This window comes from Parahoeflea olei, from assembly GCF_001703635.1.
GTDB lineage: Bacteria > Pseudomonadota > Alphaproteobacteria > Rhizobiales > Rhizobiaceae > Hoeflea > Hoeflea olei.
The window spans coordinates 1-13,599 of sequence record NZ_LQZT01000007.1 but is presented as its reverse complement, the minus strand read 5'-3'; the positions used below and the strand labels follow the sequence as shown (position 1 = coordinate 13,599).

The following is a 13,599-nucleotide window of genomic DNA, read 5'->3' as shown; positions in this document are numbered from 1 at the left end:
GACCATGAGTCTTTCGCGGCTGCAAATTGCAACGGATATCCTCGCCGCGCAGACCCGTGCCGGTGAAGCTCGTGCCTGTCGGGCGCACAGCGGAATGGGAGCTGGCGATGCCGGCGCGGCCGCGCCGCTTGCCTTGGGCGCGACCGCGGTCGATCGCTGTCTCGAGGGCGGGCTCGCCTGTGGCGGATTGCACGAAGTGCGCAGTCCGCTTGCGCGCGACATCGGCGCGGCGGCGGGATTCGTGCTCGGTCTCGCCGTGCGGGCCGGCCAGGCCGGGCGCGGCGGCCGCCAGGGCGTCGTCTGGGTCAGCGATCCTGCCGCCCGGGTCGATGGCGGCGGGCTGTTCCCGGCGGGGCTGGCGCAGCACGGGCTCGATCCGTCGCTGATCACCATGGTCGAACCGGCGGACCTGCAGGGCGCGTTGTGGGCGGCCGACGAGGCGGCGGACTGCGCGGGGCTTGCCGCGCTGGTGTTGCAGATCCGGGGCAATCCGGCGCGCTTCGACATCACCGCCACGCGGCGGCTGATGCTGCGCGCGCGGCAAAGCGGGGTGCTGGCGCTGGTTCTGCGCCAGAGCGGGGAGGAGGAGGCGAGTGCGGCGGCCACGCGCTGGCGGGTGAACACGGAAATATCGGGGACGGACGACCTTGACCAACGCGGCGTGGGGGCCATGCGGCTGTCGCTCACGCTGGAACGCAACCGAACGGGGCGCACGGGCCACTGGTTTGTGGCCTGGAACCCTCAGACCAGGACCTTCGATCATGCCGCTCCCACCCCCGTCCTCCGCTCCGTCCACCCGGCAGCGCATTCTCGCCATCGCCTTTCCGCGACTGGCCACCGACAGGATCCGCCGCGCACAATGGGGCAGGTCCTGGATCACCGACAGGATTTCGGACGCGCATCCTGACGCGCCCCCCGTCGTCGTCACCGACATGGTCAGGAATGCCGTGCGCATCGTTGCCCTCGACGAGCGCGCCCGGGCTCGCGGGCTGCGGCGCGACCAGACGCTCGGCGATGCCCGCGCGCTTGCGCCGGATCTTGATTGCCGCCCCGCCGATCCCGAGGGCGACCGGGCGCTGCTTCTGAAGCTTGCCGGCTGGTGCGAGCGCTACACGCCGCTCGTCGCCCTCGATGCGGCGGCGGAGGCGGCGGGCAGTCATGGCCTGTTCATGGACATCACCGGCTGCGCCCATCTGCTGGGTGGCGAGGCGGGGCTGGTCGCAGATCTCGAGGCGCGGCTCTGCGCGCAAGGGTTTTCCGTCCGGCTCTGCCTGGCCGACACGCCGGGCGCCGCCTGGGCGATGGCGCGCCATGGCGAGGCGCGGATCCTCCCCGAGGGCGCCCATGCGGCCGCGATCGAGCCGCTGGGGCTGAGCGCGCTCCGGCTCGAGCCCTCCCTGGTCACGGCCCTTGGCCGCGTCGGGCTCAAGACCGTGGGCTGTATCGCCCGCCTGCCGCGCGCGCCGCTCGCCGCCCGCTTTGGCGCGCGACTGCTGCAGCGGCTCGACCAGGCGCTCGGGCGCGAGGCCGAGGCGCTCTCGCCGCTCATGCCGGTGGCGGAATTGTCCACCGAGCGCCGCTTCGCCGAGCCGGTGAGCCAGCACGACGAGATCAGCCATGTGATCGCGGCCCTTGCGGCGGGCCTCATCGAACCGCTGGAGCGCCGCGGGCTCGGCCTGCGCCGCGGCCGGATCCGGCTGTTCCGGGTCGATGGTCATGTCGGCGAACTTGCCATCCAGACGGCGCGGCCGCTGCGCGATGCGCGCGTGATCGCCCGCCTGTTCGAGGAGCGCATCGCCGGCCTGCACGACGATCTCGACGCCGGCTTCGGCTTCGACCTGATCCGGCTCGACGTGGTCCATGCCGATCCGTTCGCGGGCGTGCAGGCCGATCTGGTGGCGGGCGCCGGCGGCGGCGAGCATGATCATGACGCGCTGATCGACCGGCTCGGCGCGCGGCTCGGTACGGGGCGGGTGCAGCGCTTCGTGCTGGCCGACACCCATATTCCCGAGCGCAGCTTCGGCCGGCTGCCTGCCGCCCGCCTGCAGCCGGGGGCGGGGAGGGGGCGTGCGGCGGCGGGACTGGCGCTCGCGGCGGTGCCCCAAGACGAGGGGCTGCCCGAGGGCATCGTCACCCGGCCACTGATCCTGTTCGAGCGGCCGGAGCCGTTGCAGACCATCGCCGAGGTGCCCGACGGCCCGCCGCTCAAATTCCGCTGGCGCGGCGTCTCCTACGAGGTCGCCCGCTCGGAAGGACCCGAGCGCATTGCCTGCGAATGGTGGCGCGATGGCCGCGGCGCGCGTACGCGCGATTATTTCCGCGTCGAAGACAGCCAGGGCTACCGCTTCTGGCTGTTCCGCCACGGGCTTTATGGCCGCGAGACCGGCGAGCCGGCCTGGTACATGCACGGGCTGTTCGCATGACAGCCCGTCCCTTGTCCGGTCCGGGTTCGGCCCCCGCCTATGCGGAGCTCGCCGCCGCGAGCAATTTTTCCTTCCTGCGCGGGGCGTCCCATGCGGAGGAACTGGTGGTGCAGGCCGCCCGCCTCGGGCTTTCGGGCCTAGCCATTGCCGACCGCAATTCGCTGGCGGGCGTGGTGCGCGGCCACATGGCGGCCAAGGAGGCCGGGCTCGCCTTCGCGCCCGGGTGCCGGCTCGCGTTCATGGATGGCACCCCCGACATTCTGGTCTGGCCAGAGGATCGCGCCGGTTACGCCAATCTGTGCGAGCTTCTGACCACTGGCAAGCGCCGTGCGCCCAAGGGCGACTGCCACCTCACGCTCGAGGATCTGATCGCCCGCGGCGCGGGCCTGTTGATGGCCTTGGTGCCGGCAAACCGCGACGCCCGGACGCTCGCACCGGTGCTCGAACGCCTGCGGGAGCGATTTCCCGATCACCTGCATCTGGCGCTGATCCGCGCCTATGGCAGCCTCGACCAGCGCCGCATGGTGATGGCGGCGCGGCTGGCCGAAGCTCACGGCTTGCCGCTGGTGGCGATGGGCGACGTGCTCTACCACGCGCCCGAGCGCCGGCCGCTGCAGGACGTGCTCACCTGCATCCGCGAGGGCGAGCGGCTCACCACCATCGGCGCCCGGCTTGAGCCCAATGCCGAACGGCATCTGCGCGCGCCCGCCGACATGCTGCATGCCTTCAGGGGCTATGAGGCGGCGGTGGCGCAGTCGCTCACCCTCTTCCGCCGCATCCGCTTTTCGCTCGACGAACTGCGCTACCAGTATCCCGACGCGCCGGTCTTTGCGGAACTGGGCGACACGCCGCTGCCCGCCCAGGAGGCGCTCGAACGGCTCACCGCCATCGGTCTCGCCCGGCGCTATCCCGAGGGCGCTCCGGAAAAGGTGACAAGGGCCATCGCCCACGAGACGGAGTTGATCCGCAAGCTCGATTACGCCCCCTATTTCCTGACCGTCTACGACATCGTCCGCTTCGCCCGCTCTGAAGGCATCCTCTGCCAGGGTCGGGGCTCGGCGGCGAATTCCGCGGTCTGCTACTGTCTCGGCATCACCGAGGTCGATCCCGGCAAGGTCGATCTGCTGTTCGAGCGCTTCATTTCCGAGGAGCGCAACGAGCCGCCCGACATCGATGTCGATTTCGAGCACGAGCGGCGCGAGGAGGTGATCCAGTACATCTACCGGAAATACGGTCGCGACCGGGCGGGGCTGGCCGCCACCGTGATCACCTATCGCGCCCGCTCGGCGATCCGCGAGGTGGGCAAGGTGTTCGGCCTCTCCGACGACGCGATCTCCGCCATCTCGGGCACCAAATGGGGCGGCTGGTCGCGCGAGATCGACCAGGAAGACGCCCGCCGCGCCGGTCTCGATCCCTCCGACCGGCATCTCGCGCAGATGCTCGACCTCGCCTCGCAGATCGTCGGCTTCCCGCGGCACCTGTCGCAGCATGTCGGCGGCTTCGTGATCACCCGCGACCGGCTCTCCGCGCTGATCCCGATCGAGAACGCGGCGATGGAGGACCGTACCATCGTCGAATGGGACAAGGACGATCTCGAAAGCCTCGGCATGCTCAAGATCGACGTGCTGGCGCTCGGCATGCTCACCTGCATCCGCAAGGCCTTCGGCCTGCTCGAGGCCCATTACGGCCGCCGCGAGACGCTTGCCTCGCTGCCCGATGGCGACCGGCCGACCTATGACATGATCTGTCGCGCCGACACCATCGGCGTGTTCCAGATCGAAAGCCGGGCGCAGATGTCGATGCTGCCGCGCTTGAAGCCGCGCTGCTATTACGACCTCGTCATCGAGGTGGCGATCGTCCGGCCCGGCCCGATCCAGGGCGACATGGTCCATCCCTATCTGCGCCGCCGGCAGAAGAAGGAGGAGGTCACCTTCCCGAAGGAGGAACTGCGCGCCGTGCTCGGCAAGACGCTCGGCGTGCCGCTGTTCCAGGAGCAGGCGATGAACATCGCCATCGTCGCCGGCGGCTTCTCGCCGGGCGAGGCCGACAAGCTGCGCCGCGCCATGGCCACCTTCCGCAGGGTCGGCACCATCGGCTCGTTCCAGAAGAAGATGGTCGAGGGCATGGTCGCCAACGGCTACGAGCGCGACTTCGCCGAGCACTGCTTCCGCCAGATCGAGGGGTTTGGCGAATACGGCTTCCCGGAAAGCCATGCGGCGAGTTTCGCGCTTCTCGTCTATGTCTCCTGCTGGCTCAAATGCCATTACCCGGACGTCTTCTGCGCGGCGATCCTCAATTCCCAGCCGATGGGGTTCTATGCGCCGGCGCAACTGGTGCGCGATGCGCGCGAGCACGGCGTCGAGATCCGTCCCGTCGACGTCAACTGCTCGGACTGGGACGCAACGCTCGAACCCGGTGCCGCCCCGCAGCCCCTGTCGGCACGGCATCGCGAGATGGCCGGCGTGATGAAACAGTCGCACGCGGTGCGGCTCGGTTTCCAGCACGTCAAGGGCCTGGCCGAGGCCGATGCGCGCCAGCTCGTCGAGCGGCGCGGGCGCGGCTATGACAGCGTGCGCGACCTGTGGATGCGCTCGGGCCTGCCGCGCCGGGCGATCGAGCAACTGGCCGAGGCCGATTGCTTCCGCTCCATCGGGCTCGACCGCCGCGATGCGCTGTGGGCGGTCAAGGCGCTCGATCCGCTCTCGAGTGCCGAGCGGCTGCCGCTGTTCGCGCTCGCCGACAGCCGCGACCTGCAGAACGAGCCCGATGTGCACCTGCCGCCGATGCCGCTCGGCGAGCAGGTGATCAACGATTACCAGTCGCTGTCGCTCTCGCTGAAGGCACATCCGATGGCCTTCCTGCGCGCCGAATTGGCCCGCTCAGGCTGCCGCGTCAGCGCAGACCTGGAGACCATCCGCTCGGGCCGCCAGGTCCAGGTCGCGGGCCTGGTGCTGGTGAGGCAGCGGCCAGGTTCGGCCAAGGGCGTAGTGTTCGAGACCATCGAGGACGAAACCGGGGTCGCCAACATCATCGTCTGGCCGAAAGTGTTCGAGAAATTCCGCGCCGTGGTGCTCGGCAGCCGCTGCGTCGCCGTGCGCGGCCGGGTGCAGAACGAGGACGGGGTGATCCATGTGGTGGCCGATCATCTCGAGGACCTGACGCCGATGATGGCGCGGATCTCGGACATGGCCGGCGCCATGGGCGGGCTTGCCAATGCCGACGAGGTGCGCCGGCCGGTGGCGGAGGACAGCCGGCTCCGCGAGCGCAGGTCCTCGGCCGGCATTGCCCGGCTGATCCGGGACGCGCCGGACCTGCGCGCCGATTTCGAGGAGCTGGCGCGCGTGCGCGCCGCGGGCAGGGCGCTGCCGAAGGGGCGGAATTTCCATTGAGGCCCGATCCCCGCATGTGCCAGGCCCGGGCGCGGCGAGCGCGGCGCAAGGCCGGCCCGACCCGGGGCAAGGCGTGGGCTCAGTCCCGGGGCGGCCCCAGCGTGCCGCGCTCGACGATCGCGGTCGGAATCTTGACATGGGTTTCGACCGGCTGCTTGGTGATGAGCCTGATCAGCATTTCCGCCGCCGCCTCGCCCATGCGCCGGTGCGGCACCCGCACGGTGGTCAGTTCCGGCGTGACCACACGCGCGAGATCGATGTCGTCGAACCCGGTGATCGAGACGTCCGCCGGCATGGCAAGGCCGAGTTCGCGCGCGCGCTGCATGGCGCCGACGGCGAGCACGTCGTTGCCGCACATCACCACGCTCGGCCGCGGCGTCCGCGCCATCAGTTCGCCCATGGCGCGCGCGCCGTCCTCAAAGGTATAGGCGGCCTCGATCACCGGCAGGTCGGCATCGGCGATGCCCGCGGCGCGGGCGGCATCCCGCACGCCGGCCATACGGTCGGCGGCGCGGTCGTTCATCTGCGTGACGCCGGCGATCATGGAAAGCCGGCGATGGCCATAGGCGATCACCCTCTCGGCCAGCATCGCCGCCGCTGCGCGGTTGTCGAAGCCCACGAAATGACCGTCGCCGCTGCCGAGGTTCCAGGCGCGCACGAAGGGAATGCCGCGCCGGCGCAGGTAATCGGTGCTCATGTCGGGCCGCGCCGAGCCGATCAGCAAAAGCCCGTCGGCCCCGCGCCCGGCAAGCGCCTCCATCTGCTCGCGCTCGCGCGCGGGATCGTAATTCGAGCTCGCCACCAGAAGCGTCTTGCCGAAGCGCGACAGCGTTTCCTGAAACGACTGCAGCCCGCGCGCAAAGATGGCATTGTCCATGGTGGGGATGATCGCGCCCACGGTGTTGGTGCGCCGCGAGGCGAGCGCGCGCCCGCCGAAATCAGGCGTGTAGCCGAGCGTCTCCACCGCCTGCATCACCCGCAGACGGGTCGCGGCAATCACCTGATCGGGCGAATTGAGGCAGCGCGACACCGTTGCCGTCGACACGCCCGCCGCGCGCGCGACGTCATCGAGCGTTGGCTTGCTATGGTCGTTCACGGGCCCTCCATCATGGCTGCTGAAACAAATATACCCCAAAGCACGCTGTAGGTGGTTGCGTTAAACCATGTAAGCGCTTACATTGCAACGGTCGAAACCTTGGGAGGGGTCATGATACACGCGGAAAAACCGGTCTTTTGGCTGGCTGCCCTGACGATGGCGCTGTTCGCCGCGGATGTGGTGGCGGGCGCCTTCTTTCGCGCCGCTTTCCTGACCGATCTGCAGCAGGCCGTGCTGCTCGCGCTCTCCTGCAGTTTCTTCGTCGCCGGTCTGCTCATCATCGAGGCAGGGGGCGCGCGCGACACCACATCAGCACACAATGGGGAGGAGGAAACCCGATGACCGACAAGAGCATTCAGGATGACCTGGCTTCGGCCGAGCGACGCAATTTTCTCAAGCTGACCGGAGCTGGCGCCTTCACCGCCGCCATGGTGCTCGGCGCGGCGGGGACGCTGTGGTCGGACGAGGCGGTGGCGCAGACCGCCAAGGAGGAAAAGGACCGCGAGGCCGCGGCCGCCCATGTGATGACGCTCGCCACCGAATATGTGATCGGCACCTCGCGCAGCTATCCGATGATGCAGCTCGACGTGAAGGAAAACCTCCAGAACGCGTCGAACGGCAAGATCTATGTCAAGCTCGCCCCCGGCGGCCAGCTCGGCATCGGCTCGGCTTTGGCGCAGAAGGTGCAGGGCGGCACGGTCAATGCCGGCCAGTTCTCCCTGTCCAATTTCGCGCCCTTTGCGCCGGCGGTCGATCTCATCAACATGCCCTATTTCTGCGGCGCCAATCAGCGCTTCGTCAATCTGGTGACCTCGGACATCTGGAAGAAGGAAGTCGATGCGCTGGTCGAGGCGCGCGGCTTCAAGCCGATGTTCTATTTCTGCATCGATCCGCGGGTGATGGCCGTGCGCCAGGGCGGCAAGGCGATCATCACGCCGGCCGACCTGCAGGGCGTGAAGTTTCGCGTGCCGGGCTCCAAGATGCTCCAGCAGTTCTACCGCATGGGCGGCGCCAATCCCACGCCGGTGGCCTGGGGTGAGACGCCCTCGGCCATCAAGCAGGGCGTGGCCGATGCGCTCGACCCGTCGGTCGGCGCGCTCTACGCCTTCGGCTTCAAGGACATCCTGAGCCATGTCACCTTCACCCAGGCCGTGCCCGACAGCCAGGCCTATGCCTGCAATCTCGAATGGTTCAACGGCCTGCCCGCCGACGTGCAGGATTCGATCGCCTGGGCTTCGGAGATGAGCTTCCACCAGAACCTCGCCAAGGTGCCCTCGGCCCGCGCCTTCGCCATGGCCGAGATGGCCAAGTCCGGCGTCGAGTTCCATTCGCTGACGGAAGACCAGCTCAACGAGTGGAAGGAGACGGTCGGCTACCAGCGCTCCGAATGGGACAGCTACAAGACCGAGCTGGCCGGATCGATGGACACCTTCGACAAGCTGGTCGAGGCCGCCGGCACCAAGGGCAAATACTACGTCCACGACGCCTGATCCCACCCTCTGAGGCTTCCGCCGCCGGCAAGTTCCCGGGCGGCGGAAGCGGCAAACCAACCAACAACGCTGGCTGGCGGCCCGGACAGGGCGGCGCCGCGAAGGAGGTATCGTGTCGAAATTCCTGAGTGCGCTGGACCGGAACCTGGAACGCTGGGCGCTGCTGATGTTCTACGTGCTGCTGGTCGCGACCATGGCGATCGAGGTGCTGCGCCGCGAAGTCTTCGCCTATTCCTCGATCTGGGGCGAGGAGGTGGTGCGCTACGCCTTTATCTATCTCGTCTGGATCGGGGCCGCGGCGGCGGTGCGCGAGCGCGGCCATATCCGCATCGACGTGATGATGCATTACCTCGGGCCGCGCGCCAAGGCCGCGCTCTACATCTTCGGCGACCTGGTCATGGTCGTCGTCGCCGTGATCGCGCTCTACTGGTCGTTCGAGACGGTGCTGGTTTCGGCCAAATACGGTTCCGTCAGCGCCGGGCTCAGGGTGTCGATGGTGTGGTTCCTGATGGCGGTGCCGCTCGGCTTTGCGATCATGCTGTGGCGCCTCGCCCAGTCGCTGGTCCGTGACATCCGCTGCCTTCTGGACGGCTCGCCCGTCTATGAAGGCGACCAGCTGTTCGAGTGAGGGGCGCATCATGCTTTGGCAACAGCTCAACCAGACCGTCGAACTCGGCTGGGACTTCTATGCACCGGTCATCCTCTTCGTCGCGCTGATCACCCTTGCGGTGCCGGTCTGGGCGGCAATCGGCGCCGGCGCGATCCTGATGCTGGCAATGTCCGGCGACATGCCGCTGAGCGCGGTCGGCGAAAGCCTGTTCACCGGCATCGACGCCTTTGCGCTGACCGCCGTGCCGCTGTTCATCCTGACCGGCGATGTGCTGGTGCGCACGGGACTGAGCCGCAAGTTTCTCGATGTCGCCGAGGCGCTGACCTGCTGGACCAAGGGCGGCTTCGGCTCGGCCACGGTGCTGGTCTGTGGCATGTTCGCGGCGATTTCGGGCTCGGATGCCGCAGGGGCCGCCGCCGTCGGCCGCATGACCATCGCCCGGCTCGTCGAAAGCGGCTATCCGCGGCCCTATGCCTGCGCGCTGGTCGCCGCCGGCGCCTGCACCGGCATCCTCATTCCGCCCTCCATCGCCTATATCATCATCGGCCTGGTGCTCGGCATCTCCGCCTCGACGCTGTTCCTGGCGGCCCTCATTCCGGGCATCCTGATCCTCGTCTCGATCCTGGTCACCAATCTCGTCGTCAACCGCATCTACCACTACGAGGGCGGCGAGCCGATGACGTTCGGCGAGTGGGCCTCCAATCTCGGCCATGCGCTCAAATCCGGCTGGTATGCCTTCATCGTGCCGGGCATCATCTTCTACGGCATCTTTTCCGGACGTCTGACGCCGACCGAGGCCGGCGCCACCGCGGTGGTGGTCACGATCCTGATGGGCTTCATGCTGCGCACGCTGAGTCTTGCCGATTTCCCGGCCATGCTTCTGGGCTCCGCCAAGGTCAACGGCGTGATCCTGCCGATCATCGCCTTTTCCGCCCCGCTTGCCGAGGCGCTGGCGATCATGGGCGTGCCGCAGGGGTTCGTGCAGGCCGTGACCTCGGTCAGCGAAGATCCCGTGATCATCATCCTGATGATGATCTTCATCCTGATCGCCGCCGGCTGCGTCATGGAGACCACACCCAACATCGTCATCCTGGCGCCGATCCTCAAGCCGCTCGCCGACAATATCGGCATGAACGAGATCCAGTTCTGCGTGATGATGGTCACCGCGCTCGGGGTCGGCTTCATCACCCCGCCACTCGGTCTCAACCTGTTCGTCGTATCTGGCATTACCGGCGAATCGATTTTGAAAATAGCCTGGCAGGCGATCCCCTTCGTACTGTTCATGCTGATCGTCGTGCTGTTCATCGCCTATGTCCCGGCGCTGTCCACCACCCTGCTGCCCGCCATCTACCAATAGCCTGACACCCATCAAAAGGAGGTCCGGGAACATGTCCCGCATCTATCTCAAGAAAGCCGAAAAAACCGCATCCGCCGAGTCCGGCTCCGTCCGTGACACGGTCCAGGCCATCCTCGACCAGATCGAGACCGGCGGAGAAGAGGCTGCCCGGCGCTATGCCGAACAGTTCGACCGCTACACCGGCAACATCGTCGTCACCCGCGAAGAGATCGCGCGCGCCGCCTCGCAGCTGCCGCAGAAGCTCAAAGACGACATCCGCTTTGCCCATGACAATGTGAAGAAGTTCGCCGAAGCGCAGAAATCGACGCTGGGCGACGTCGAGGTGGAGATCGTTCCGGGGCTCGTGGCCGGCCAGAAGATCATCCCGATCGAGGCCGCGGGCTGCTATGTGCCGGGCGGCCGCTACAGCCACGTTGCCTCCGCCATCATGACCGTGACCACCGCCAAGGTGGCCGGCTGCAAGCACATCACGGTCTGCTCGCCGCCGCGGCCCGATGTGGGCGTGCATCCGGCGATCCTCTACACCGCCGATCTCTGCGGCGCGGACACCATCCTCGCCATGGGCGGGGTGCAGGGCGTGGCCTCGATGGCCTTCGGCCTGTTCGGGGCCCCGGCCTCGGGCATCCTGGTCGGTCCCGGCAACCAGTTCGTCGCCGAAGCCAAGCGCATCCTGTTCGGCCGCGTCGGCATCGACATGTTCGCCGGCCCCACCGACAGCCTGATTCTCGCCGACAAGGACGCCGACGCCGAGATCGTCGCCGCCGACCTCGTCGGCCAGGCCGAGCACGGTTACAATTCGCCGGTATGGCTGGTGACCGACGACCGCGCGCTTGCCGAAACCGTGATGGCCCTTGTGCCGAAGCTGATCGACACGCTGCCCGAGGTCAACCGCGACAACGCCGCCGCCGCCTGGCGCGACTTTGCCGAAGTGATCCTGTGCGACAGCCGCGAGGAAATGGCAGCGACCTCCGACGACTATGCGCCCGAACACCTGACCGTGCAGGCCGCCGACCCCGACTGGTGGCTCGACAGGCTCTCCTGCTACGGCTCGCTGTTCCTGGGCGAGGAAACGACGGTCGCCTTCGGCGACAAGGCGTCCGGGCCCAACCATGTGCTGCCGACCTCCAAGGCCGCGCGCTACACCGGCGGGCTGTCGGTGCACAAATACATGAAGATCGTCACCTGGCAGCGCGCCACCCGCGAGGGCGCCAAGCCGATCGCCGAGGCGACCGCGCGCATCTCCCGGCTCGAAGGCATGGAGGGACACGCCCGCACCGCCGATATCCGCCTCAGGAAATATTTCCCCGGCGAGAATTTCGATCTCTCCGGCACCGACCGGGATATCTGAGATGGGCGTTCAGGACATGTTCGGCCTCGAGGGCCGGGTGGCGCTCGTCACCGGCGCGAGCTCCGGCCTCGGCCGGGCGGCGGCCAGTTGCCTGGCGGGTGCAGGCGCAAAGGTGGTGGGGCTCGCGCGCCGCGCCGATGCGCTCGAGGACTGGCGCCGCGAGGCGCAAGGCGAGACCGCGGCGATTGCCGCCGATCTTGCCGGCGGCGCCGATGTCGCGGCGATCGCGGAAAAGGCCGCTGTACCTTTCGGCCCGCCCGACATTCTGGTCAATGCCGCGGGGCTCAACCTGCGCCAGCATGCCGGCGCGGTCACGCCCGAGGGCTGGGAGCGCACCATCGCGCTCAATCTCACGGTGCCGTTCTTCCTGGCCCAGGCGCTGGTGCCGGCGATGCGGGAACGGGGCTGGGGCAGGATCATCAACTTCGCCTCGCTGCAGTCGCGCCGCGCCTTTTCAAACGGCATCGCCTATGGCGCCTCGAAGGGCGGGGTCGAGCAATTGACTCGCGCCATGGCCGAGGCCTGGTCGGCCGACGGCATCAACGCCAATGCGCTGGCGCCGGGGTTCTTTCCGACCGAGCTCACCGGCCCGGTCTTCGCCGATCCCCAGGTCTCGGGCGCGCATGCCGCGGCCACCTGCATCGGCCGCAATGGAGAGATGGCCGATCTCGACGGGCCGCTCCTGTTCCTCGCCTCCAACGCGTCGGGCTATGTCACCGGCCAGGTGCTGTTCGTCGACGGGGGCTATACCGCCAAATGAGGACCCGTTCATGAAAGCTCTCGTCTACACCGCGCCGCGCAGCCTTGAGTGGCGCGACGAGCTGCCGCCCGTGCTGCAATCCGGCGAATGCCTGGTCCGGGTCGAGGCCGTCGGCATCTGCGGCTCCGACATGCATGCCTATCTCGGCCATGACGAACGCCGGCCCGCGCCGCTGATCCTCGGCCACGAGGCGGCAGGTGTCGTGGTCGAAGGCCCGGGAACGGGCCGGCGCGTCACCGTCAATCCGCTCGCCACCTGCGGCAGCTGCCGTGCCTGCAAGGCCGGCCGCAACAATCTCTGCCCCTCGCGCCAGATCCTGTCGATGATGCCGCGCCAGGGCGCGTTCGCGGAGCTGATCGCGATTCCGGCGGAAAACCTCGTTGAAATCCCCGACGGGGTGTCCTTCGAAAAGGCCTGCATGGCCGAACCGCTCGCCTGCGGCTGGCACGGCGTCCGGCTTGGCGCCGGCGCGCTCGACCTGCCGCTGGCGAAGGCGAAATGTCTCGTCATCGGCGGCGGCGCCATCGGGCTGGGCGCGGCGCTGGCGCTCAAGGCGCAAGGGGCTGGCGACGTGACCATCAGCGAGGCCAACGAACGCCGTCTCCCGGCGATCCGGTCGGCGGGCGACTTCACTGTCGCTTCGCCCGACGCGGTGATGGCCGCCGATCCCGGCGCCTATGATGTCGTGATCGACGGCGTCGGCTTTTCTGCCACGCGCGCGACCGCGAGCCGGGCCGTGCGGCCCGGTGGCGTGATCATCCATATCGGTCTCGGCGACGCCCAGGGCGGGCTCGATATCCGCCGCATGACGCTGCAGGAGATCACCTTCATCGGCGCCTATACCTACACGCCCAGGGATTTCCGCGACACGGCCGCGGCGATCTTCGACGGCCGGCTCGGCGCGCTCGACTGGAGCGAGATCCGCCCGCTCGAAGACGGCGCCTCCGCTTTTTCTGACATTCTCGACGGGCGGGCCGCCGCCCCGAAAATCATTCTCAAACCGTAAGAAGGAGATACGCCATGGGGGCTCCCCATTTGCTGGTACATGAACACGCGGACAATGTCGGCGTCGTGGTTGTCGAGGGCCTGAAGGCCGGGACGAAGATGCTGTGCGTGGTCACGCATG

Annotated in this window: 11 protein-coding genes and 1 pseudogene; 11 read left to right on the top strand and 1 reads right to left on the bottom strand. The window is 68.2% G+C overall.

What is annotated here, in order from left to right:
- The first annotated feature begins 4 nt into the window (after nucleotides 1-4).
- The 3 genes from AWJ14_RS22730 to AWJ14_RS06545 are packed head-to-tail and all read left to right on the top strand — an operon-like array spanning nucleotide 5 to nucleotide 5,812.
- On the top strand, nucleotides 5-907 hold the full coding sequence (locus AWJ14_RS22730) for an ImuA family protein (protein ID WP_245304154.1): 903 nt from the start codon (nucleotides 5-7) through the stop codon (nucleotides 905-907).
- Entirely contained in the window at nucleotides 807-2,423 is a 1,617-nt protein-coding gene (locus AWJ14_RS06550) for a Y-family DNA polymerase (protein WP_245304160.1), read from the top strand. Before AWJ14_RS22730 ends, AWJ14_RS06550 begins: the two co-directional genes overlap by 101 nt.
- Nucleotides 2,420-5,812 (top strand): error-prone DNA polymerase, encoded by a 3,393-nt coding sequence (locus tag AWJ14_RS06545; RefSeq protein ID WP_066176607.1) that lies wholly within the window; start codon nucleotides 2,420-2,422, stop codon nucleotides 5,810-5,812. Before AWJ14_RS06550 ends, AWJ14_RS06545 begins: the two co-directional genes overlap by 4 nt.
- A 79-nt stretch (nucleotides 5,813-5,891) precedes the next feature.
- Here AWJ14_RS06545 and AWJ14_RS06540 read toward each other — a convergent pair whose 3' ends face one another.
- A complete protein-coding gene (locus AWJ14_RS06540; RefSeq protein ID WP_066176606.1) occupies nucleotides 5,892-6,908 on the bottom strand; it encodes a LacI family DNA-binding transcriptional regulator in 1,017 nt (338 codons plus the stop codon).
- A 111-nt stretch (nucleotides 6,909-7,019) separates the two neighbouring features.
- On the opposite strand from AWJ14_RS06540, the gene AWJ14_RS06535 reads away from it, so the two are divergent.
- The 8 genes and pseudogenes from AWJ14_RS06535 to AWJ14_RS22725 form a co-directional block, all read left to right on the top strand.
- Nucleotides 7,020-7,250, top strand: coding sequence for a hypothetical protein (locus tag AWJ14_RS06535; RefSeq protein ID WP_139112556.1), 231 nt, complete (start codon nucleotides 7,020-7,022; stop codon nucleotides 7,248-7,250).
- Nucleotides 7,247-8,398 carry a TRAP transporter substrate-binding protein gene (locus AWJ14_RS06530; RefSeq protein WP_066176600.1) on the top strand — a complete coding sequence of 384 codons (1,152 nt, stop codon included), beginning with the start codon at nucleotides 7,247-7,249 and terminating at the stop codon, nucleotides 8,396-8,398. The genes AWJ14_RS06535 and AWJ14_RS06530 overlap by 4 nt, the downstream gene beginning before the upstream one ends.
- 112 nt (nucleotides 8,399-8,510) lie before the next feature.
- Nucleotides 8,511-9,026, top strand: a complete 516-nt coding sequence (locus tag AWJ14_RS06525) for a TRAP transporter small permease (protein ID WP_245304153.1) — start codon at nucleotides 8,511-8,513, stop codon at nucleotides 9,024-9,026.
- 10 nt (nucleotides 9,027-9,036) lie between these two features.
- The gene (locus tag AWJ14_RS06520; protein ID WP_066176598.1) at nucleotides 9,037-10,365 is read left to right on the top strand and encodes a TRAP transporter large permease; all 1,329 of its coding nucleotides are present in this window, start codon (nucleotides 9,037-9,039) and stop codon (nucleotides 10,363-10,365) included.
- Nucleotides 10,366-10,396: 31 nt separating this feature from the next.
- On the top strand, nucleotides 10,397-11,713 hold the full coding sequence (gene hisD, locus AWJ14_RS06515) for a histidinol dehydrogenase (RefSeq protein WP_066176595.1): 1,317 nt from the start codon (nucleotides 10,397-10,399) through the stop codon (nucleotides 11,711-11,713).
- A gap of 1 nt (nucleotide 11,714) precedes the next feature.
- Nucleotides 11,715-12,473, top strand: coding sequence for an SDR family NAD(P)-dependent oxidoreductase (locus AWJ14_RS06510; RefSeq protein WP_066176593.1), 759 nt, complete (start codon nucleotides 11,715-11,717; stop codon nucleotides 12,471-12,473).
- Between the two features lie 10 nt (nucleotides 12,474-12,483).
- Nucleotides 12,484-13,479 (top strand): alcohol dehydrogenase catalytic domain-containing protein, encoded by a 996-nt coding sequence (locus AWJ14_RS06505; RefSeq protein ID WP_066176590.1) that lies wholly within the window; start codon nucleotides 12,484-12,486, stop codon nucleotides 13,477-13,479.
- Between the two features lie 14 nt (nucleotides 13,480-13,493).
- Nucleotides 13,494-13,599, top strand: a pseudogene (locus tag AWJ14_RS22725) (flagellar biosynthesis protein FlgA); the annotation flags it as partial.

Coding starts and splice junctions, on each gene's coding strand:
- AWJ14_RS06505 (WP_066176590.1), top strand. CDS start 12,484: ATGAAAGCTCTCGTCTACACCGCGCCGCGCAGCCTTGAGTGGCGCGAC.
- AWJ14_RS06510 (WP_066176593.1), top strand. CDS start 11,715: ATGGGCGTTCAGGACATGTTCGGCCTCGAGGGCCGGGTGGCGCTCGTC.
- AWJ14_RS06530 (WP_066176600.1), top strand. CDS start 7,247: ATGACCGACAAGAGCATTCAGGATGACCTGGCTTCGGCCGAGCGACGC.
- hisD (WP_066176595.1), top strand. CDS start 10,397: ATGTCCCGCATCTATCTCAAGAAAGCCGAAAAAACCGCATCCGCCGAG.
- AWJ14_RS06520 (WP_066176598.1), top strand. CDS start 9,037: ATGCTTTGGCAACAGCTCAACCAGACCGTCGAACTCGGCTGGGACTTC.
- AWJ14_RS22730 (WP_245304154.1), top strand. CDS start 5: ATGAGTCTTTCGCGGCTGCAAATTGCAACGGATATCCTCGCCGCGCAG.
- AWJ14_RS06535 (WP_139112556.1), top strand. CDS start 7,020: ATGATACACGCGGAAAAACCGGTCTTTTGGCTGGCTGCCCTGACGATG.
- AWJ14_RS06545 (WP_066176607.1), top strand. CDS start 2,420: ATGACAGCCCGTCCCTTGTCCGGTCCGGGTTCGGCCCCCGCCTATGCG.